Origin of the sequence: Conchiformibius steedae (assembly GCF_014054725.1) — a bacterium.
GTDB classification, from domain to species: domain Bacteria; phylum Pseudomonadota; class Gammaproteobacteria; order Burkholderiales; family Neisseriaceae; genus Conchiformibius; species Conchiformibius steedae.
Genome location: NZ_CP059563.1, coordinates 740,599 through 761,446 on the forward strand (window position 1 = coordinate 740,599; position 20,848 = coordinate 761,446).

The 20,848-nt window shown below is 49.7% G+C and carries 16 protein-coding genes and 2 tRNA genes; 12 read left to right on the forward strand and 6 right to left on the reverse strand.

Annotated features, from left to right (window positions below; all coding sequences use genetic code 11):
- Positions 1 to 126: 126 nt before the first annotated feature.
- The 3 genes from H3L98_RS04150 (at position 127) to H3L98_RS04160 (ending at position 2,979) form a co-directional block, all read left to right on the forward strand.
- Positions 127 to 846, forward strand: a complete 720-nt coding sequence (locus H3L98_RS04150) for a hypothetical protein (RefSeq protein WP_027022530.1) — start codon at positions 127 to 129, stop codon at positions 844 to 846.
- Between the two features lie 14 nt (positions 847 to 860).
- Entirely contained in the window at positions 861 to 2,576 is a 1,716-nt protein-coding gene (locus H3L98_RS04155; protein ID WP_051532137.1) for a DUF927 domain-containing protein, read from the forward strand.
- Positions 2,577 to 2,685: 109 nt separating this feature from the next.
- The gene (locus H3L98_RS04160; protein WP_027022528.1) at positions 2,686 to 2,979 is read left to right on the forward strand and encodes a type II toxin-antitoxin system RelB/DinJ family antitoxin; all 294 of its coding nucleotides are present in this window, start codon (positions 2,686 to 2,688) and stop codon (positions 2,977 to 2,979) included.
- 65 nt (positions 2,980 to 3,044) lie between these two features.
- On the opposite strand, the gene H3L98_RS04165 is transcribed toward H3L98_RS04160, so the two are convergent.
- Together H3L98_RS04165 and serC are read right to left on the reverse strand one after the other, a co-directional pair.
- Entirely contained in the window at positions 3,045 to 4,385 is a 1,341-nt protein-coding gene (locus H3L98_RS04165; protein ID WP_027022527.1) for a Fic family protein, read from the reverse strand.
- Between the two features lie 806 nt (positions 4,386 to 5,191).
- Complete coding sequence (serC, locus tag H3L98_RS04170; RefSeq protein ID WP_027022526.1) at positions 5,192 to 6,295, reverse strand: phosphoserine transaminase; 1,104 nt, start codon at positions 6,293 to 6,295, stop codon at positions 5,192 to 5,194.
- A 224-nt stretch (positions 6,296 to 6,519) separates the two neighbouring features.
- Here serC and H3L98_RS04175 point away from each other — a divergent pair, with 224 nt between their 5' ends.
- On the forward strand, positions 6,520 to 6,876 hold the full coding sequence (locus H3L98_RS04175) for a hypothetical protein (RefSeq protein WP_156932337.1): 357 nt from the start codon (positions 6,520 to 6,522) through the stop codon (positions 6,874 to 6,876).
- Positions 6,877 to 6,937: 61 nt separating this feature from the next.
- Here H3L98_RS04175 and H3L98_RS04180 read toward each other — a convergent pair whose 3' ends face one another.
- Positions 6,938 to 8,875, reverse strand: a complete 1,938-nt coding sequence (locus H3L98_RS04180) for a MacB family efflux pump subunit (RefSeq protein WP_027022524.1) — start codon at positions 8,873 to 8,875, stop codon at positions 6,938 to 6,940.
- Positions 8,876 to 8,955: 80 nt separating this feature from the next.
- Positions 8,956 to 10,134, reverse strand: coding sequence for an efflux RND transporter periplasmic adaptor subunit (locus H3L98_RS04185; RefSeq protein ID WP_034333816.1), 1,179 nt, complete (start codon positions 10,132 to 10,134; stop codon positions 8,956 to 8,958).
- A gap of 313 nt (positions 10,135 to 10,447) precedes the next feature.
- Between H3L98_RS04185 and H3L98_RS04190 the strand changes: the two genes are divergently transcribed.
- The 4 genes from H3L98_RS04190 to glnA all read left to right on the forward strand — a co-directional run bounded on the left by H3L98_RS04190 (position 10,448) and on the right by glnA (position 12,746).
- Positions 10,448 to 10,523, forward strand: a tRNA-Val gene (locus H3L98_RS04190).
- 31 nt (positions 10,524 to 10,554) lie between these two features.
- A tRNA-Asp gene (locus H3L98_RS04195) sits at positions 10,555 to 10,631 on the forward strand.
- 217 nt (positions 10,632 to 10,848) lie between these two features.
- A complete protein-coding gene (locus tag H3L98_RS04200; protein WP_051532136.1) occupies positions 10,849 to 11,283 on the forward strand; it encodes an META domain-containing protein in 435 nt (144 codons plus the stop codon).
- Between the two features lie 44 nt (positions 11,284 to 11,327).
- Positions 11,328 to 12,746, forward strand: a complete 1,419-nt coding sequence (gene glnA, locus H3L98_RS04205) for a type I glutamate--ammonia ligase (protein ID WP_027022522.1) — start codon at positions 11,328 to 11,330, stop codon at positions 12,744 to 12,746.
- A 69-nt stretch (positions 12,747 to 12,815) separates the two neighbouring features.
- On the opposite strand, the gene H3L98_RS04210 is transcribed toward glnA, so the two are convergent.
- Complete coding sequence (locus H3L98_RS04210; RefSeq protein WP_027022521.1) at positions 12,816 to 13,037, reverse strand: DUF1653 domain-containing protein; 222 nt, start codon at positions 13,035 to 13,037, stop codon at positions 12,816 to 12,818.
- Positions 13,038 to 13,078: 41 nt separating this feature from the next.
- Here H3L98_RS04210 and H3L98_RS04215 point away from each other — a divergent pair, with 41 nt between their 5' ends.
- Positions 13,079 to 13,579, forward strand: a complete 501-nt coding sequence (locus H3L98_RS04215; RefSeq protein ID WP_027022520.1) for a hypothetical protein — start codon at positions 13,079 to 13,081, stop codon at positions 13,577 to 13,579.
- A gap of 80 nt (positions 13,580 to 13,659) precedes the next feature.
- The gene (locus H3L98_RS04220; protein ID WP_027022519.1) at positions 13,660 to 14,544 is read left to right on the forward strand and encodes a hypothetical protein; all 885 of its coding nucleotides are present in this window, start codon (positions 13,660 to 13,662) and stop codon (positions 14,542 to 14,544) included.
- An 82-nt stretch (positions 14,545 to 14,626) separates the two neighbouring features.
- On the opposite strand, the gene rho is transcribed toward H3L98_RS04220, so the two are convergent.
- Positions 14,627 to 15,883 (reverse strand): transcription termination factor Rho, encoded by a 1,257-nt coding sequence (rho, locus tag H3L98_RS04225; RefSeq protein WP_027022518.1) that lies wholly within the window; start codon positions 15,881 to 15,883, stop codon positions 14,627 to 14,629.
- Between the two features lie 390 nt (positions 15,884 to 16,273).
- Between rho and H3L98_RS04230 the strand changes: the two genes are divergently transcribed.
- Both H3L98_RS04230 and H3L98_RS04235 read left to right on the forward strand, forming a co-directional pair.
- Complete coding sequence (locus H3L98_RS04230) at positions 16,274 to 17,617, forward strand: efflux RND transporter periplasmic adaptor subunit (protein WP_084481917.1); 1,344 nt, start codon at positions 16,274 to 16,276, stop codon at positions 17,615 to 17,617.
- 15 nt (positions 17,618 to 17,632) lie between these two features.
- Positions 17,633 to 20,836 carry an efflux RND transporter permease subunit gene (locus H3L98_RS04235; RefSeq protein ID WP_027022517.1) on the forward strand — a complete coding sequence of 1,068 codons (3,204 nt, stop codon included), beginning with the start codon at positions 17,633 to 17,635 and terminating at the stop codon, positions 20,834 to 20,836.
- Positions 20,837 to 20,848 lie beyond the last annotated feature (12 nt).

Here is a 20,848-nt window from a genome sequence, read left to right on the forward strand (position 1 = left end):
AAAGCCCCCTACCCTAGCGAAAAAACCCAGCCCCGCCGTTATGTTACGTTTGATTGTAACGCCCCCGAAAGGGGCAGGGCAGGGCAAGGGGCAACCAAGTAACCCGACACGAAAAGGATAGAACACATGGTTATCGCCTACACCGTATTTGCCCTGTCTTTGGGCGTATTGCTGCTGTTTCTTGCCGTTCGCAAACTGCATCATCAGGAATTGGAACGGCAGTTAGAACAAGCGGAATGGAAAGCGCGTTATTACCAACAGGAAACGGAAATCGCTTTAAGCGTGTCCCGCAGCATCAGCAACACCATTGCGGCGCGTTTACAGGCTGTTTACGGCAGGGATTACGCCGATTACCTGATTGCCCGCCAAATGAACCTGAACGCCCCTGAACCGCAGCCGCGTGAGCAAATGCAGATTACCATCAACCGCAATAGTGCGCCCGCTGCCATTGACCTGTATGCCGATGAACACCGCGCCGATGAACGTTGGGCGCGTGAGCGTGAACGCGAGCGGGCGCGTGAGCGGGAATATTCGGCAAATGTGCGCCATTCGGCAGCTTATACGCCGCCGCATCAATGGCAGCCGCAACCGCAAGCACCCTGCACCAGCAGCCCCATTCATCATGCGCCTTATGCTGATGATTATGATGATTGGCAAGACGAGCCGCGCCGTCCGTTTCAGCCGCAATGGGCTGATGATGATGTGTTGGACGTGGACGTTTATCCGCCCGTTTATCCCCCTGCCCTGACTGCACCGCCGCCCACGGGCAGACAACGCAAATACGCCAGCAATGCGGAACGCCAACGCGCCTACCGCGAGCGCAAACGCCGTCAATCATTCAACTGAAAGGAAAACCGATTATGACTACCAATCCCCCCTTAATTGACCCCGACACCCTACCCGCCTACACCCCGCAGCCACGTTTTGAATGCAACAATAAGGGCGTGTACTACATACCCGTTAAAACCGATAAAGACGGCAATGTTACCGATGGCGACCCCTTACGCCTTGCCGATGCTGTAGATTTGATTGGTACGGGTATGGATTTGCAAGGGAGCTACTACCGCGTTATCCGCTACCGCGACCGCATCAGCCGCCAAAACAAAACGGCATTGCTTGCCGCTGCCGAAATCGGCACAAATGCCTGTTGGCAGCGTTTGCAGGGCATGGGGATTACCGTTCAGGCGGGCAGGGTACGCCGCGAGCGTTTGAGTGATTACCTGCAAACCTTTGGTGCGAATACTGCCTACACCGTTACCGACAAAGCGGGTTGGTTAAACGGCAGCTATATTCTGCCAAGCGGCGAAATCTTGTCGCCTGACGATACCGAGCAGCAGCCTGTGATGTACAACGGCGACACCGGCAAGGCAGCCGCCTACACCAGCACGGGCAGCCTTGAGCAATGGCAGCAGCAAGTGTGCCGTTATGCCGCAGGAAACAGCCGTTTGTGCTTAGCAATCGGCACGGCATTGGCTGCACCGCTGTTGGCATTGCTGCATGAGCCTAATGGCGGTTTCCACCTGTACGGAGACAGTTCGGACGGCAAAACCACCGCCGCCAAGGTTGCCCTATCCGTGTGGGGCGAAGCCGAAACCTTAAAAATGAGCTGGCGCGGTACGGATTTGGGCTTTTCCAATGCTGCCCTTGCCCGCAACGATGGTTTACTGGTATTGGACGAAATTGGCGAAGCCAATCCGCGCACCATCAGCAAAACCGCCTATTCCGTGATTAACGGCAAATCCAAGCTGCAAGGCGCGAAAGACGGCGGCAACCGCCAGCAGTCCGAATGGCGCACCCTGTTACTGTCCACAGGCGAGCATACCTTGAAAAGCTATTTGGAACGGGCGGGCGACACATGGGAAGCGGGGCAGTCTGTGCGTTTACCCAGTATCCCCGCCGCCACCCGTTACGGCATTTATGAAAACCTGCACGGCTTTGGCAATGGTGCGGCATTGTCCGACCACCTGAACGACACCATCACACACCAGCACGGCACGGCAGGGCGGGTATGGATTGCCCTGTTACAGCGCACCGACCCCGCTACTATCCGCGCTGCCCGTGATGCTTTCCTGCACACCCTGCCCGAATTGGACGGACAAGCCCTGCGCGTTGCCAAACGCTTTGCGCTGGTGTCGGCAGCATTGGAAACCGCCGTATCCGTTACGGGTTTGCCTGCTGGTGTCGGCATGGCGGGCATTAAGCAATGCTTTGATGATTGGTTAGCCCTGAACGGCGTAGGCAAATATGAAGACACCGTTATTATTGAACAGGCGGCAAACTTTATGCAGCAGTACGCCCATACTGCCTGTTTTACCGATTGGAACGCCAAGCCCTATTACAGCGACAAGCATTACGGTTATCGGCGCGATTTGGGCGATGTGATTGAGTATTGGCTGACAAGCCAAACCTTTGAGCAGGATTTGTGCAAAGGCAGGGACAAGCTTAAAGCGTGCAAAGTGCTTTACGAAATCCAATGGCTGCAAAAGAACGGCGAGCGTTGGCAGCACCAAAAGCGGGATAAAGGACGGTTTTATGTGTTTTCAGGCGCACAGCCGCCCGAAACCGAGCCAAGCTAACCACACCAGCCGCCCCGATAGTGGATTATTGGGGTGGTTTTGATTGAATGTACATTACCTGTACATTACAATAGCGTTATATTATCCCCATCACTAGGAGACAGCAATAATGGGCTATTCAAACTTCAATATGCGCCTTGATGATGATTTACGCGCTGATGTTTACCCGATTTTAGAACAGTACGGATTAAGCCCCAGCCAAGCCGTGCGAATGTTTTTCAATCAGATTGCCCGCACGGGCAAAATCCCCTTATCGTTTGATTGGGCGGAAATTCCCATGCCTAACAACGAAACCGCACAAGCCATCAGAGCGGGGCGGGCAGATTATCAGGCAGGCAGATTAACGGGCTATTCGGCTGATACTGCCGCGCAAGCATTAGCGGATATGGCAAACCATGATTGAAACCGTTTACCCAGCCAATAAAGCCCCTAGCACCGCCCCCATTCTAAAAAAACAGGGGCGGTTTTTTATGTATCAGACTTCAATTTGTCCATCAGATTGTTTTGTGCCACATACAGCACACTGTTACCGTCCTTAATCACACCCAACAGGCGCAAATCTTTTAAGCCGTTTAAATCTTTGCGGGCGGTGTTTTCCGAAACGGCAAAATCATGGCTGACTTCTTTCACGCTGAACATTCTGCCTGTTTCCTTAACCGCTTTTTGCAAGATGCCTACCTGACGGTTATTCAAAGGCGTGTGCGTTTGGAAACGTGCGATTTGTGCCGAAAACTCTTTAAACACACGCTGCTTGTCGTTTACATAATCGTCCAATTCCCCAATCGCCCGCTTAATGATTTCCGCCTGATGGTACAGAAAATAAGTTAAATCCAAATCATCATTTTCCACATACAGATAAGCGCGGGTGTATTGGGCGGGTGCGTTTTTCAACAGGCGGCTGATGGAAATATATTCAAACAGCCAATAGCCGCTTTTGAGCATAAACCAATAAAACAAAGCCCGTGCCGTCCGTCCGTTGCCGTCACCGAAAGGGTGGATAAACCCCATCAGAAAATGAATGGCAACCGCCTTAACAACAGGGTGGATAAAATCCTGCCCCGTCTGATTGTGGTTGGTATTGATAAAATCACAAAAATCCTGCATCAGTTCGTTTAAACGTGCCGATGGCGGCGGCTGGTACAGATTATTGCCGTCCCTGTCGCCGATAAAAAACTCGTCCGACTGCCGAAATTCCCCCGCAACAGCATGATTTTCAATCGCGTGAAGCGTGGCGATTTCGTGCATTTTTAAAATCATTTCCACACTTAACAAACTGTTTTTGTGTTTTAAAGCGTATTGCATCAGACGGTAATTGTTGAAAATCATCATTTCGTCTTTGGTGCGCGGCTTGCGTTCACTTTTCAGCATTTCTTTGGCAACTTTGCGGGTGGTGGACGCACCCTCAAGCTGTGCTGATGTAATGGCTTCTTCCATAATCAGCGATTTAATCAGAAATTTGCCTTGTTCCCGCCGACTTAAACCGTCCCCGCTGTTTACCGCCAATTGCCCCGCGCCATTCTTATCAATGAAGTGCAGCAGGGCTTGCAGCGAACTGGGGATATTGTAGGTAAATGTGTATTCGCCCAAAGCCAAAACACTTTGCGCTGCCTGACGGCTGATTTTGGTTGCCAGCCAAAGCGGTTCGGGGTTGCGGTAACGCCGTCTGAACTTATCCCAATGCAGATAACGCCCTTTTTCGTCCGTCATACCCATTTCGCTTTGATATTGCAAAACGCTTACCGCCTGTTCGGGTGTCGTCATGTGTGATTCTAATAGTTCCATCAAGGGTTTGGGCTTGGCAATTTTCATGGTTAAACCAACGCAATTTTGAGAAATTGCGTTTATTAAAGCAGTTTTCTTATCTTTTGTATAATGGATTTTGACAACGGCAATTAAATTACTTGTTTACTCTAAAACGTGATTTTACTGGTTACATGGTTACAGCGATGATTATTAAGGTCTATTTTGTGATTTTACTGGTTACATTACTGGTTACACTTTTTCCATTTTTATATTCAATGCTTTATGCGGGTTGTAACCAGTAAATCAGCAAATGTAACCAGTGCTTTTTTGCGACTGGTTACACTTTTTCTTATTGAAATCATGCGTGTAACCAGTGTAACCAGTGTAACCAGTACTTTTTTACGTCTTATATAGGTTTTTTTTGTTTGAGCGGCTATGATGGCTGCTGATTGGGTTGTGAAAAATGTAGCATGAACCAATTTTGCGACCAATACGCGCACGCGCGCGAGAGCAGTCTAATGGGCGCAAAAATGCCTTGAAGTAAACAGGTGGAAAAAATACGGCAATTGGGCTTAATCTGCTGCTTGCTTTTGAGCGGGCAATCGGGCTATGTTGGGTGCAACACCAGCACCCCAAAACAACATGACTTTTGCAAATTGTTGGTACTTTTGTTGGTATCTTGAAAAATGTGAAAATTTAAACTTTTTAAATACAGTTGTTTATATCGTGAGTTCGTGTCAGGTTCCGCACCACACTATAAAAAACGCAGCCTTTTCGGGCTGTTTTTTTACGTCCAAGAATTTGCGTGGTTGATTGAAAACCCGTGCCAAGTCAAGTCGGCACGGGTTTCTTACAGTCAAACAATCAGCTGTTTAGCCGTAACGTTTTTGAAATTCTTTCATAAAATCAATTAGGGCTTCTACACCTTGCAGGGGCATGGCATTGTAAATGCTGGCGCGCATTCCGCCCATGGATTTGTAGCCGCGCAACAGCCGCAGCCCGCGTGTGGTAGATTCTTGGGCAAACAATTCGTCCAAACGGCTGTCGCCCGTGCGGAAAATCACATTCATTTTGGAGCGTGCACCGGGGTGGACCTCATTGATGTAGAAACCGCCGCTGCTGTCAATGGCATCGTATAAGGTCTTGGCTTTTAAGGTATTGATGGTTTCCATTTGTTCTACACCACCTTGCGATTGCAGCCAGCGGAACACCAAACCCGAAATATAAATCGGATAGGTAGCGGGGGTGTTGTACATACCGTCTTTTTCAATATGGGCTTTGTAGTTCCACACATCGGGCACACGCGCCGAGCAGCGTTCCAGCAAATCTTCGCGGATAATCACGATGGTTGCACCGGAAGGACCGATATTTTTTTGTGCGCCCGCGTAAATCACGCCAAAATCGGACACATTGATTTTACGCGATAAAATTTCGCTGGACATATCGCAAATCAAGGGTGGCATGCCTTCGGGCAACTTCGGCACTTCACGGTATTGCAAACCGTGTACGGTTTCGTTAATCACAAAATGCACAAATGCCGAATCGGGGCTGATGTCCCAAGACGACACGGGGGGCAGGTTTTGATAGTGGTAGGCTTTGCCGTCTGCCGCCAAATGGATTTCGGCATCGGACAATTTCCCCATTTGCGCGTGGGCGATTTGCGACCAGTTGCCTGTTACTACCGAATCCACCCGTTTGAAACCATTGGCAAAATTCATTACCACCTGATTAAACTGTGCCGATGCGCCACCTTGTAAAAACAATACCTTGTAATTATCGGGAATGTCCATCAGCTGGCGCAAATCCTGTTCGGCGTGGTAAAGAATGCTCATAAACACATCGGAACGGTGGCTCATGGTCATCACGGAAAAGCCTGTGCCGTTGTAATCAAACATTTCGCTTTGCGCGGTACGCAGCACGGATTCGGGCAACACGGCAGGACCAGCGGAAAAATTGTAAATCGGGGTTTCGTACATGGCGGAAGTCCTTGTTTTTCTGATAGTGGGGCGTTTCAGGCAGCCTGAAACAAAAGGGCTTTACATTCTATAATCCTTTTTTAAAAAAATCTACAAATGCGGTGGCTTAATGTTGAAGCTCGTATTATCTATATATATTCAGTAAATTTTCATTACTTGACAGATTTGATGAATTTTGGTATAAAAAATTTTTCGTAAACTTAAATGAAATGGTGTCAATTAAAATGAGTAAGGAAGTAGTAAAGAAAGCACGTTTTTATCAGGTACAAAATCTCGATGGAAACGGTCAAGCAATTTATAGTGGGGTCTTTCCTGCATATAGTGAGCAAGATGCTAAACAAAAATATAGTGCTGCTCATTGCAAAACAGAGGCTGACCATATAGGGTTTCATGAAGTACATCCAGTGAAGCAACCTGATGATGTGGAATATCATGTTCCGTCTATAGATAAAATTTATAGTTCGGATGTTGCGCGTTCTAGTAATTCAGAATGGGAGTGTGAGTGTATACTGGAAGCTGTAGCTTTCCTTGAAAGAGTGTGTGCTAATAGTTCTGTGGCAGATACGGATATGGATTTTTAGTTTAATTTATTTATCTATTTCAGGCAGCTTGAACATAATTTTCAGGCTGCCTGAAACCATGTTAATCATGCGCCAGTGCATCAATCGGGTTAAGTTTGGAAGCGTTTTTGGCGGGAATAAAGCCGAATAATACGCCTATCACGGTGGAACACAGCACCGCGCCGACAATGGAAGCGGTGGAAAACGCCATACTGAAATCTTCGGCAAAGCGGTTAAACATGGCTGCCAAAGCAAACGACAACGCAATCCCCGCAAAGCCGCCAATCAAACACAGCAACACCGACTCAATTAAAAACTGCTGCATAATATTGCCCTGCCGTGCGCCGATTGCCATGCGTACGCCGATTTCGCGGGTGCGCTCGGTAACGGACACCAACATAATATTCATCACGCCAATGCCGCCCACCACCAGCGAAATCAGGGCAATAGACGAAATCAGCAGCGTCATTGCGCCTGTGGTGCTTTCTACGGTTTGTTTGATGCTGTCGCTGTTGTTCATAAAAAAGTCTTGTGTGCCGTGCCGTGCGGTTAGCAATTCGGTCAGGCTTTTTTCGGCGACTTGCGAATTGACTTCATCTTTGATTTTAACGGTGATGTTGTTGATGTGTTTGTCGCCGCTAATCTGGCTCATCACGGTGGTATAGGGCGCCCACATTTGCAGGCTGTCGCCACCGCCGCCAAATCCGCCTTTTTGTTCGGCGCTGATGCCGATAACGGTTAGCGGACGTTTTTTAAATAAAACGGTTTTGCCCAGCGGATTGCTGTCTTCGGGAAACAGTTTTTTCACGGTATTGGGGTCAATCACAACCACTTGGGCGCGGTTTTTGACGTCTTCTTCGTCAAACAATCGCCCTTGCGCCAGCTTGATGCCGCGCACATCAAAATATTGTTCGCCTGCGCCGTACAGGGTGGCGGACAGGTCGGTGTTTTGAAAGGTGAGCGTGCCGCTGCTTTGCATCATGGGGGTGGTGCTGTCCACATAGCTTTGGCGGCTGATGGCTTCGCTGTCGGCAACGGTAAGGGTTTGGATGCGGTGGCGGCTGCGGTCGCCAAAGCCTTTACCAGGGTAAATGCCGATGGTATTGGTGCCGATTGCGCTGATGTCGCTTAATATTTTTTCTTGTGTGCCTTTGCCCAAGGCAACCACAGACACCACGGCGGCAATGCCGATAATAATGCCGAGCATGGTCAGCAGCGAGCGCATTTTGTGGGCGATAATGGCTTGCACAGACATGGTGCAGGCTTCGGCAAACTGGTCTTTGTAAAACGCCCAGCCGTGTTTTTCAGGCAGCGTGCGTACGGCAGACGGGGCAGGGGCGGCTTGGCTGCGGTCGTTGATGATTTCGCCATCGCGGATTTCAATCACACGGTTGGCTTGGGCGGCGATTTTGGGGTCGTGGGTGACCATAATCACGGTATGCCCGTCGCGGTGCAGTTCGCGGATAATGTCCATCACGTTTTCGCCGCTGTGGGAATCCAGTGCGCCTGTGGGTTCGTCGGCAAAAATAATTTCGCCGCCGTTCATCAGGGCGCGGGCAATGGATACGCGCTGCTGCTGTCCGCCCGACAGTTCGGACGGTTTATTGTTTTCCTTACCCTGCAAACCCAGTTTTGCTAACAGCAAATCGGCGCGTTGGCGGCGGTCGCGCTGTTCCATGCCTGCATACACGGCAGGCAGGGCGACGTTTTCCCGTGCTGTGAGCGTACCCAATAAGTTATAGCGTTGAAAAATAAAACCAAAGCGTTTGCGGCGCAAAGCGGCGAGTTGGTCAGCGTTCATTTGCGCGGTTTCGTCGCCGCCGATGCGGTACGAGCCTGATGTGGGCGTGTCCAAGCAGCCGAGAATATTCATCAGCGTGGATTTGCCCGAACCCGATTGCCCGATAATGGCAACAAAATCGCCTTTTTCTATGGACAAGTTAATGTTTTTTAAGATATGAACGCGGTTTTCGCCCGCGCCAAAATAGCGGTTGATGTTTTGACATTCAATTAAAGACATAATGCGGGCTTTCGGAATGGTGGGGTTTTCAGGCTGGCTGTTCCCTCACCCGTTTTGACGGGGGAGGGTTAGGGTGGGGGTTAGCGCATCGGCGAGCGGCGTGGTCTGCCGTTTACCTGTGCTTGCTGCTCGTCCGCACTCATTTCCGAAACAATCACTTGTTCGCCTTCTTTTAAGCCTTTGCGGATTTCCACATTCATGCTGTCTTTTAAACCCGTTTCCACTTCGCGCGGCTGCGGTTTGCCGTCTGCGCCCAATACGCGCACGGTTTTTTTACCTTTTTGATTTTTAATCACGGTGTTCGGCACAATCAAAACATTGTCGGCACGATTGATTTCAATGGTGTTTTGCGTGGTCATGCCAATGGCGAGCTTGCCTTCGGGATTGTCAATCAACGCCCGCGCATAATAGTAAACCGCATTATCGGTGCTGTCGGTGGATTTGCTGTAACTGCCTTTAGACAGCGTGGTCAAACCGGGGTCAATGCTGTCCAACACGCCTTCAATCGGCGTATCGGGTTCGGACAAAATGGTAAAACTCAAGTTTTGCCCTGCTTTTACTTTGGTAGCATCGCCCTCGGCAATCTGCATTTTATTCAACATCGTCCCCAAATCTGCAATTTGTACAATGGTGGGCGTGGTGTTGTTGGCATTGACCGTTTGTCCTTCTTCCACCACCAGCGACACTACCGTTCCGCCCATCGGCGCGGTGATGCGGGTGTAGCCCAAATCGGCTTCGGCGGTATTAATCGCGGTTTCGGTTTGGCGGATAACCGAATGCAGTTCTTTAATTTTGGCTTTGGCAGCGGCAAGGCTGTCTTCCACGTTTTCAAATTCTTCTTTGGAAACGGCATCTTCTTGCTGCAAGGCGCGGTAGCGGTCAAACTTTTTCTGCGCGGTTTTCAGGGAAATCTGCGCCGATTCCAACTGCGCCCGATAAGTGTCCAGCTTGGCGCGGTGGTTGTCCAAGGCATTACGCTGGCTGGTGCTGTCAATTTCGGCAATCAAATCGCCTTTTTGTACCTGCTGACCAATCACAACGTGCATTTTTTTAATCTGCCCCGATGCCTGTGCGCCCACGTCCACCAGTTGCGAAGCGGAAATCTCGCCCACGGCAGACACGGTTTGGCTGATGCTGCCGCGTTTAACATCTTCAGTAATGTAAGAAACCGTGTTTTCAGGGGTAAAATAACGGTAGCCGCCATACGCAGCAGCGGCGATGGCGGCGATAATCATCAGTATTGTCAAAAACTTCTTCATGATGCAAATGGGACGGGTGCTGTGTGAAACCAGCCATCGTAACGCAAACGATAATGGCAATCAAACCCCTTAAGCACAGTAGTAAAACTTAAATCATTGATAAAAAATACTATCTAATTTAATTTTTTACATCATTTTAATCGGTGGTTTCGTAAAATAACACAAGCCCACATTTGGGTGTGAAGTTGAATTTTTTATATATTAAAAACAATATCTTAAAAATAATTGTAAAATAACCGCAACAAATCCCTTGCGCGTGTAAAGTTTTTTTGGTTTAATGTGTGCTTTCGTTGATGCAGCACTGCAACGCGATGGGTGATTAGCTCAGTTGGTAGAGCGTCTGCCTTACAAGCAGAATGTCGGCGGTTCGACTCCGTCATCACCCACCATTCTCCATACTGCTTCACGATCATTGGTAGAGCGGTGGTAGCTCAGTTGGTTAGAGTACTGGCCTGTCACGCCAGTGGTCGCGGGTTCGAGCCCCGTCCACCGCGCCAAACGTTTTTTTCATCATGTACTCCTTTCATTCATAAAATCCTTTCAATGAAGTTGAAACCTTTCAGGGCTTTCCTGAAAGGTATTTTTTTGTCTTGATTTTTTGTTGGCTAAAAAACAGGCGCGATGCCATGAAGTGTGATGAAGCATCGCTGTAGCAGTGGACAAGCGGCGCAGTCGGGCGCACAATCTCGGTTTTGTTGTGAAAGGAGAATCGCAATGATGCGTTTTGTGTCTGTGGCAGCAGCAGCTTGGGCATTGGCTGCCTGTGCTGCGCCCACACCGCCCAATACTGCGGGAACGCCGCAAGGCGAAGCCGCGCTTAAACGGGTGTGGATGCTAACCAAACTGGACGGCTTTAGTAAAGACCGTTTGGTTGCGCTAAAAGCCGAAATGAACTGGACCAATCTGCCCGCAGCAGGGGCGTATATGGGTTGCAATCGTTTGATGTTTCAAGCCAAGCCGCAGGCAGACGGTAAAGTGTCATTCGGACCTGTTGCCGCCACACGCATGTATTGTGCGGAGCAAATGGACGTAGAAAGCGCGTTTGCTGACATCCTACCCACTGTTACCCACTATCAAATCCAAGGTCATCATCTGATTTTGCGTGGCAGCAAAGGCGAAATGCACTTTGTGGCGCAGGATTGGGATTAAGCCGATTATTCTGACTGTTTCCCCGCTTAAACTGGAGTATCACCATGTCTATTAATAATGTGATTGAATTGATTGAGGAACACCAAATCCGTTTTGTGGATTTGCGCTTTACCGACACCGCAGGCAAACAGCATCATTTTACCGTGCCTGCCCGCGCGGTTTTGGACGACCCCGAAGAATGGTTTGAAAACGGTCAAATGTTTGATGGCTCGTCTATTGGTGGTTGGAAAGGCATTCAGGCTTCTGATATGCAGTTGCGTCCCGACCCTACCACCGCCTATATTGACCCATTTTACGATGATGCCACGCTGGTGCTGACCTGTGATGTGATTGACCCCGCCGAAGGACGCGGCTACGACCGCGACCCCCGTTCCATCGCCCGCCGCGCCGAAGCCTATTTAAAATCTTCTGGTATTGGCGACACCGCTTACTTTGGTCCTGAACCAGAGTTTTTTGTGTTTGACGGTGTGGAATTTGAAACCCGTATGGATACAGCGCGTTTTGCCATCACATCTGAAAGCGGCGCGTGGAGCAGCGGCAAGCATTTGGACGGACAAAATACGGGACACCGTTCGGTAATTAAAGGCGGTTACGCGCCCGTTGCGCCTGTGGATGCAGGACAGGATTTGCGTTCGGCGATGGTAAATGTGTTGGAAGAAATTGGCATTCCCGTAGAAGTGCATCATTCGGAAGTCGGTACGGGTAGTCAAATGGAAATTGGTACAAAATTCAATACTTTGCTGAAACGCGCCGACCAAACCCAAGACATGAAATATGTGATTTGGAATGTGGCGCATAATTTTGGCAAAACTGCTACCTTTATGCCTAAACCCCTGATGGGCGACAATGGCAGCGGCATGCACGTTCACCAATCCATTTGGAAAAACGGGCAAAACCTGTTTGCGGGCGAAGGCTACGCAGGCTTGAGCGAAACCGCGCTGTACTATATCGGCGGTATTATCAAACACGCCAAAGCCTTGAACGCTATTACTAATCCTTCTACCAACTCATACAAACGTTTGGTGCCGCACTTTGAAGCGCCCACTAAACTGGCGTATTCGGCGAAAAACCGTTCCGCGTCCATCCGCATTCCTTCTACCACCAGCAGCAAGGCGCGGCGCATTGAAGCGCGTTTCCCCGACCCGACCGCCAATCCTTATTTGGCGTTTGCCGCGCTGCTGATGGCGGGCTTGGACGGCATTCAAAACAAAATCCACCCTGGTGACCCCGCCGATAAAAACCTGTACGACCTGCCCCCCGAAGAAGATGCTTTAGTCCCCACCGTATGCGCCTCTTTGGAAGAAGCCTTGGCAGCTTTGCAGGCAGACCACGAATTTTTGCTGCGCGGCGGCGTGTTCAGCAAAGATTGGATTGACAGCTACATCGCCTTTAAATCCGAAGACGTGAAGCGTATGCGTATGGCGCCGCATCCTTTGGAATTTGAAATGTATTATTCTTTATAATGCGCTTTTAATAGCAGGCAACCCGTTTTCAATCATGTTGAAAACGGGTTTTATTGTATTGGTTTAAAATTAGAATTTATGTTCTAATATGAAACGCGGACACTCGCCTTGTTCTGTGGATACGTTTTCGGTAAACATCGCCAAAGGGCGCACCCATAAGCCGTAACTGCCGTATAAGGCGCGGTAAACGACCAATATTTCTTCGGTTTCACTGTGGCGGGCAAGGTCTAATACTTCGTAAAGATTGCCCTTATAATGGCGGTAAATACCGCGTGGCAGCGTGGTTTTCATAGAGCTTTTTCTGTATGTTGAAACATAAATAGGTTGAAATCATGGATAAACTGATATTTTATAAAATGTTGTTGGGTAATGTGGTTTCATTTATCTTGAGTACGGCAGTATTGGTATTTGTGGCACTGCTTCATCCAATGTTGGCGGGCATGTTGCTGCCACCAGTTGTGCTGGGACGCTTATGGGGCTGGTTATGTGTGCCGTTTGGTAAACGCCACTTTTTGCCCGAAGCGGTTAAAACCGTGGTTTGGACGGCGTTGGCTGGTGGGATATTTTTCCTCTATCAACAAGAATTTACCAAGATGCGCCAAGCGGCTGATAAAGTAGTGGTACAGGTTCGTGCCTATCATGCAGCACACGGCAACTATCCGCCGCGTGAGGCATTTGCACCTTCGCCCGACACGCCCCTAAAAGGTCGTATACGTTACATTCCTCAAGAAAACGGACAACCACCCATACTGTATTATAAAGACCCTGTTATGGTGTTTGACAACCATATATATGATTTTCAAAAAGGCGTTTGGGAATACCGACCAGATTAGTTTGATGGTGTAAGCATCGCCAAACAGATGGTAAAAATACTGTTTGATTGTGCAATTTTAATTAGCAAAAAGGAATCATCATGACCTTACGCAAAATCAGTGCTGTGGCTTTAATCATAGTGGTTGCCGTTGCTTGTGCAGTCTTTTTTTATCGTGATAATGACGATAAACCTGATGGCAATAAACAATATGATAATACTAAACCACTACATACCTGTACCGCTGGAAAATTAGATGAAAACCGCAAAAATGCCTTAATTACCCAAGCATTAACAGACTTTATCCTTGATCGCTATCAGTATGTTTACCCAGAAGAAGAACGTATTGACTGCGAAACAGAAAGGGATTGCACCTTAAAAAAAATCCCCGTATTAAGCCTTGATGATTATATTGCCCACTATAAAGCAGATACCATTCTGCCTTTGTTAGATGGCGAAGAAACCAGTATTGTCAATGCCAAATCGTTTTTTCAGGGGCAATTGGATAAGAAACAGCATTTCCCATTTTCTTTCTATTTTACCAACAGCCTGAATGTGGATTTCTTTTTTCCTTATAATTGTTGCGAATTATTGAGCAAAGAAGCATTTTTTAAATTGCCTTTTGAGAAAACCTTGGATAATTTAAATCATCCTGAACGGTGGCGCTATGTGGTTAAGATTACGGGGCTATATATTAGCAATGTGCATGGGGGCGTTGAGCCTGAAACAATATCGAGTGAGTACTATGCCATTGATGAATGTGGTCATATTCTGACTAAATTCGAACATATGTTTGATGAAAGTGTATTACCTATAAGCAGCAATGATCTCACTATTTTTTTATCCACTTTGGAAAAGAATTATGAAAAAATGAAAGATTTGTCCTGTGCGCCCATTTCTTTCGAACACGCCGTACAAACTAAAAGGCTACGGGCAAATACAAATAAGATGTATTCCAAAGATGGCAAACTGTATCTCTGCCAATAAATTGTTTAGTAAAAAAGTGCAGCATCAGCCTGATATTGAAGCAATAATCGGGCTTGTGCTGCACGGTTTGGATTGCGCTGGCTTATTTTTTCATGGAATCAAAAAATTCGTCATTGTTTTTGGTTTTGCGGATTTTATCCAGCAAAAATTCTGCCGCTTCAATATCGTCCATCGGGTGCAGCACTTTACGCAGCAGCCACATTCTTTGCAGCTGTTCTTTAGACACCAGCAGTTCTTCGCGGCGCGTACCCGATTTGTTGATGTTAATGGCGGGGAACACGCGCTTTTCTGCCAAACGGCGTTCCAAGTTTAATTCCATATTGCCCGTGCCTTTAAATTCTTCAAAAATCACGTCGTCCATGCGGCTGCCCGTATCCACCAAGGCGGTGGCAATAATGGTAAGTGAACCGCCTTCTTCCACGTTTCGCGCCGCGCCGAAAAAGCGTTTGGGACGGTGCAGGGCGTTGGCATCGACACCACCAGTCAGGATTTTGCCCGAAGCGGGGACAACGGTATTGTAGGCGCGCGCCAAACGGGTAATGGAATCAAGCAAAATCACCACGTCTTTTTTGTGTTCTACCATGCGTTTGGCTTTTTCAATTACCATTTCGGCAACCTGCACATGGCGCGATGCGGGTTCGTCAAAGGTGGAAGCGACCACTTCGCCGCGCACGCTGCGGGTCATTTCGGTGACTTCTTCGGGGCGTTCGTCAATCAGCAACACCATCAGTTGCACGTCGGGATAATTGTCGGTAATGGCGTGGGCGATGTTTTGCAACATCACGGTTTTACCCGTTTTGGGCGGGGCAACCAGCAGGGCGCGTTGTCCCATGCCGATGGGGGAAATCAGGTCAATCACGCGGCCGGTAATGTTTTCTTCGGCTTTGATGTCGCGTTCTAATTTAAGCTGACGGGTGGGGAACAGTGGGGTAAGGTTTTCAAACAGGACTTTGTGGCGGCATTTTTCGGGGTGGTCGCCGTTGATGCTGTCGAGGCGCACAAGGGCAAAATAGCGTTCGTCGTTTTTGGGGACGCGCACCGTGCCTTCAATGGTGTCGCCGGTGTGCAGATTAAAGCGGCGGATTTGGTTGGGGGAAACGTAAATGTCGTCGGGGCAGGCGAGATAGGACGTAACCGCGCTGCGTAAAAAGCCGTAGCCGTCAGGCAAAATTTCCAGCGTGCCAGAGCAGGAAAAATCCATGCCGTCTTTCATCATTTGGCGGACAATGGCAAAAACCAAATCTTGTTTACGCAGACGGTTGGCGTTTTCAATGCCGATTTTTTCGGCGTGTTCAATCAGTTGGGAAATGTGTTGGGTTTGGAGTTCGGAAACGTGCATGGTTTAAAAGATTTTAAAGAAATATCAATAGGGAACACGGGCGCGGAGTAGGCGCGGTAAGGGTGTGTTTGAACAGGCGGGGAAGCCAAATCCTGCCGAAGAAGCGGCAAATCAGTAAGAAAATCATAAAATTCTATCGTATAAGGGTTTGTCCGTCAAGAAGTGGGTGCGGATGTTGCGGTGCAAATGCCACAGCTCTTGCGTTTCAAAGCGGCGGAAAGTGTGAATTTTCGCAAAGTTTTATAAACAAAATGTGGGAAATCGGTATAATCGGGCAGGATATATGTTTATAAAACAAACGGGTGTCTGAGAGTCCGCTCTAGGCGGTGCGCCGATGCGCCTGTTTTTGTTTTGTTTATTTCAAATCACATCTTCAGGAAGTATGGACTTATGACAGCGAGTAAACCGCAGCGGCGCATGTGGCGTTTGACGGCAGCAGCGGTGGCGGCGTGTGTGGCGCTGACCGCCTGTGAAAACAAAAACGAAAAACGTCAGCAAGAAGCCATGGCAAAAATGGCAAGCAGCAAACCCACTGTATCGGTATTAACGGTGTATCCTGCCAATATTTTGTTGGAAAATAATTTGGCGGGACGCATTGAGTCGGTGCGTACCACCGATGTGGTGCCGCAAATTACAGGCATGGTTAAACGCCGTTTGTTTGACGAAGGGGCGTTTGTGCGGGCAGGACAGCCGCTGTATCAGATTGACGATGCTTCCTATGCTGCCAATTTGCAAAGTGCCGAAGCGGCTTTATTAACCGCACAGGCGGCGTTGGCAAAAGCGCAGGCAGATGTGGCGCGTTACCGTCCGTTGGTGGAAGCCGATGCCATTAGCCGTCAGGAATGGGACGCGGCGGTGGCTGCGGAGCGTTCGGCGCACGCACAAATCAAATCTGCCGAAGCAGCGATTCACGCGGCGCAGGTAAATGTGCGCCACAGCCAGATTGTTGCGCCCATTTCGGGCGAAATCGGGCAATCGCTGGTGGCGGAAGGGGCGTTGGTTAATGCCAATTCCACTAAAATGGCAACCATCCGCCAAAACGACCCGATGTATGTCAATATCACGCAATCGGCCACCGATTTTATCAAGCTGAAACAGCAGTTAATGAGCGGCGAAAAAGTCCGCAACAGCGTGGTAGAGGTCAGCATTATGCTGGAAGACGGAACGGAATATCCGTATAAAGGGCGTTTGCTGTTTGCCGATTCCAAAGTGGACAAGGCAACAGGGCAAATGACGGTGCGCGGACAAATCCCCAATCCCGATTCTTTGCTGATGGATGGGCTGTATGTGCGCGTGAAACTGCCTTTGGCGGGGATTTTAGATGCGTTTTTGGTGCCGCAAAGCGCGGTAACGCGCGGTAAAACCGATACGGTGATGATTGTCAATTCTGAAGGCAAAATGGAACCGCGCACGGTGAAAATCGGCGGCGAAAAAAGCGGCAATTGGGTGATTACCGAAGGTTTGCAAGCAGGCGATAAAGTGGTGATGGACGGCACGATGGTTGCCGCCATGCGTAATGCCGAAAAAGTGGAAACCAAAGAATGGCAGCCGCCTGAAGATCAAGCTGCCCTGTATGCCCGTCCCATGCCCGCTTCCGATGCGGAAGAAGCCCACGCTGAAGACGGCGCACCGGCAACAGGCGTTGTGCCGATGGAACAGCGCGGTATCGGCATCCGTACCGTGCCGTCGCTGTCGCAGCCCGAACAAGAAGCGGAAGCTTCCGCCGCACAATAAAGGAGCTTTTGCAGTATGGCCAAGTTTTTTATTGACCGCCCCGTTTTTGCGTGGGTGATTTCCATTTTCATTATTTTGGCAGGGGTGCTGGCGATTCGCCAGTTGCCCGTGTCGCAATACCCTTCGGTTGCCGCGCCCACCATCACGCTGACTGCCACCTATCCAGGGGCATCTGCCAAAGTGATGGAAGACAGCGTGCTTGCCGTGATTGAACGCGGCATGAACGGCATTGAAGGTTTGGACTATATGTCCACATCTGCCAATTCCAGCGGTTCGGGTTCGGTATCGCTTACCTTTACCCCCGAAACCAACGAAGATTTGGCACAAATGAACGTGCAGAACAAGCTCTCGGAAGTGCAGGCCTTATTGCCTGCCACCGTGCAGCAGTATGGCGTGAATGTGTCCAAATCGCGTTCCAACTTCCTGATGGTATTAACGCTTAAATCGCAACAGCAGGGCTTGGACGATATTGCCGATTATGCACAGCGCAATGTGGTACCCGAATTGCAGCGTTTGCAAGGCGTGGGCGCAGTGCGGATGTTTGCTGCACAACGTGCCATGCGCGTGTGGATTGACCCGAAAAAACTGCAAAACTTCAATTTGTCGTTTGCCGATGTGTCTGCTGCCATTTCCGCGCAAAACGCTCAGCTTTCTGCTGGTTCAACAGGTGCATTGCCTGCTGTGGCAGGACAAACCGTGGCTGCCACCATTACCGCCGAAGGACAGCTGTCCACGCCCGAACAGTTCGGCAACATCATGTTGCGCAGCAATAACGATGGCGCGAACGTGCGTTTGAAAGACGTGGCACGGATTGAATTGGGTTCGGAAGCCTACGGTTCCAGCACCCGTTTGAACGGCACGCCTGCCGTGGGTATTGCCGTGATGCTGTCTAACAGCGGCAACGCCACCGCCACCGCCAAGCTGGTGCGCGAGCGCATGGAACAACTGCAAAACTACTTCCCCGGCGATATGACGTGGAGCGCCCCTTACGACACGTCCAAATTCGTGGATATTTCCATTGAAAAAGTGCTGCACACGCTGATTGAAGCGATGGTGCTGGTGTTCTTGGTGATGTTCCTGTTTTTGCAGAATATTCGTTATACCTTGATTCCTGCCATTGTGGTGCCGATTTCGTTGCTGGGCGCGTTTGCGGGCATTCACTATCTGGGTATGTCGATTAACGTGCTGACCATGTTTGCCATGGTGCTGGTGATTGGTATTGTGGTGGATGATGCCATTGTGGTGGTGGAAAACGTAGAACGGATTATGGCGGAAGAAGGTTTGCCGCCGCTTCAAGCCACCAAAAAAGCCATGAGCCAGATTTCGGGCGCAGTTATCGGGATTACAGCGGTGCTGGTGTCGGTGTTTGTGCCGATGGCGATGATGAGCGGCGCAGTAGGCAATATTTTCCGCCAATTTGCCGCGACCATGGCATTGGCAATCGGTTTTTCGGCGTTTTTGGCATTAACGCTGACCCCCGCTTTGTGTGCCACCATGCTTAAACCTGTTCAAGCAGGGCATCATCACGAAAAACGCGGCTTTTTTGGCTGGTTTAACCGCAAATTTAATGCGGGCAACAAGCGTTATGAAGGCTGGGTTACCAAAATGCTGCGCCGCGTGGGCAGTATGATGATTGTATGGCTGGCACTGACAGCGGGTGCAGGCTATGTTTACAGCCGTCTGCCGTCTTCTTTCCTGCCCGCCGAAGATTCGGGCAACCTGATGATTAGCGTACAGCTTCCCGCTGGTGCAACCAAAGAGCGTACCGATAAAACGCTGGAAAAATTAGAAAAATTTGTTTTAGGCTATGAAGAAGTGAAAGACGTGATTACCATTTCGGGCTTTAGCTTTTTCGGTAGCGGTCAAAACATGGCGATGGGCTTTGTGATTTTGAAAGACTGGCACGAACGCCCCGGCATCAAGTCTGATGCGGTGATTTTGTCGCAACTGATGATGCGCGATTTGATGAGCAAGGAAGTGGTAACAGACGGTATGGCGATTGCCGCCAATCCGCCGCCGATTCGTGAACTGGGTAACGGCGGGATTGAGTTTTACCTGCAAGACCGCAGCACGGGTGGCAGTCATGAGGCTTTGTTGGCAAAACGCAATGAGTTAATCGCCAAAATCCGTAAAAATCCGATGTTCAGCCCGCGCGATACCCGCGCTGCGGGTTTGGAAGATGCGCCGCAGGTGCGTTTGAGCATTGACCGCGAAGCCGCCGCCGCGCAAGGGGTGAATTTCTCGGCGGTGCGCTCGGTGCTGGCAACGGCGTTGGGTGGTTCGTATGTGAATGATTTTCCGAATAACGGGCGTTTGCAAAAGGTGATGATTCAGGCGGAAGCGGGGGCGCGTATGCAGCCCGAGCAGATTTTGAATCTGACGGTAAACAATGCCCGCGGCGAAGCCGTGCCGTTGTCCACCTTTGCATCGGTTAGCTGGCAAACGGGCATGGAACAGAGCGTGCGTTTTAGCGGTTATCCTGCCATGAAAATCAGCACTGCGCCCAATCCTGCTTATTCCACGGGTCAGGCGATGGCGGAAATCCAGCGTTTGGTCAATGAAATCGGTGGTGGTAAATACAGTGTGGAATGGGACGGTCAGTCGCGCGAGGAAGCGAAAGGCGCTTCGCAAACGCTGATGCTGTATGCGTTTGCGCTGTTGGCGGTGTTTTTGGTGCTGGCTGCGCTGTATGAAAGCTGGTCGATTCCGATGGCGGTGCTGTTGGTTGCGCCTTTGGGCTTTTTGGGCGTGGTGTTGGGGGTGTGGATGCGTAACACCTTCAATAACTCGGTGGGCTTGCCGATTTCGTATGCCAACGATATTTATTTCCAAGTGGGTATGATTACGGTTATCGGTTTGAGCGCGAAAAATGCGATTTTGATTATCGAGTTTGCCAAAGACCTGCAAGAGCAGGGGCGCACGGCGTTGCAGGCGGCGATTGAAGCGGCGCATCTGCGTTTCCGTCCGATTTTGATGACTTCGTTTGCGTTTATTTTGGGCGTGGTGCCACTGTACTTCTCGTCAGGTGCGAGCGCAGCCAGCCAGCGTGCCATCGGTACAACCGTATTTTGGGGTATGTTGGTGGGTACGGTGCTGTCGGTGTTTTTGGTGCCCGTGTTTTATGTGTTCGTGCGCCGCCTGTTCCCCGGCAAACCGCCGCGCAATGCGGCACAAGCCGCTGTAGAAGCAGGTTTAAACCTGAACAAACCCCACCATTAAAACGCACACTGC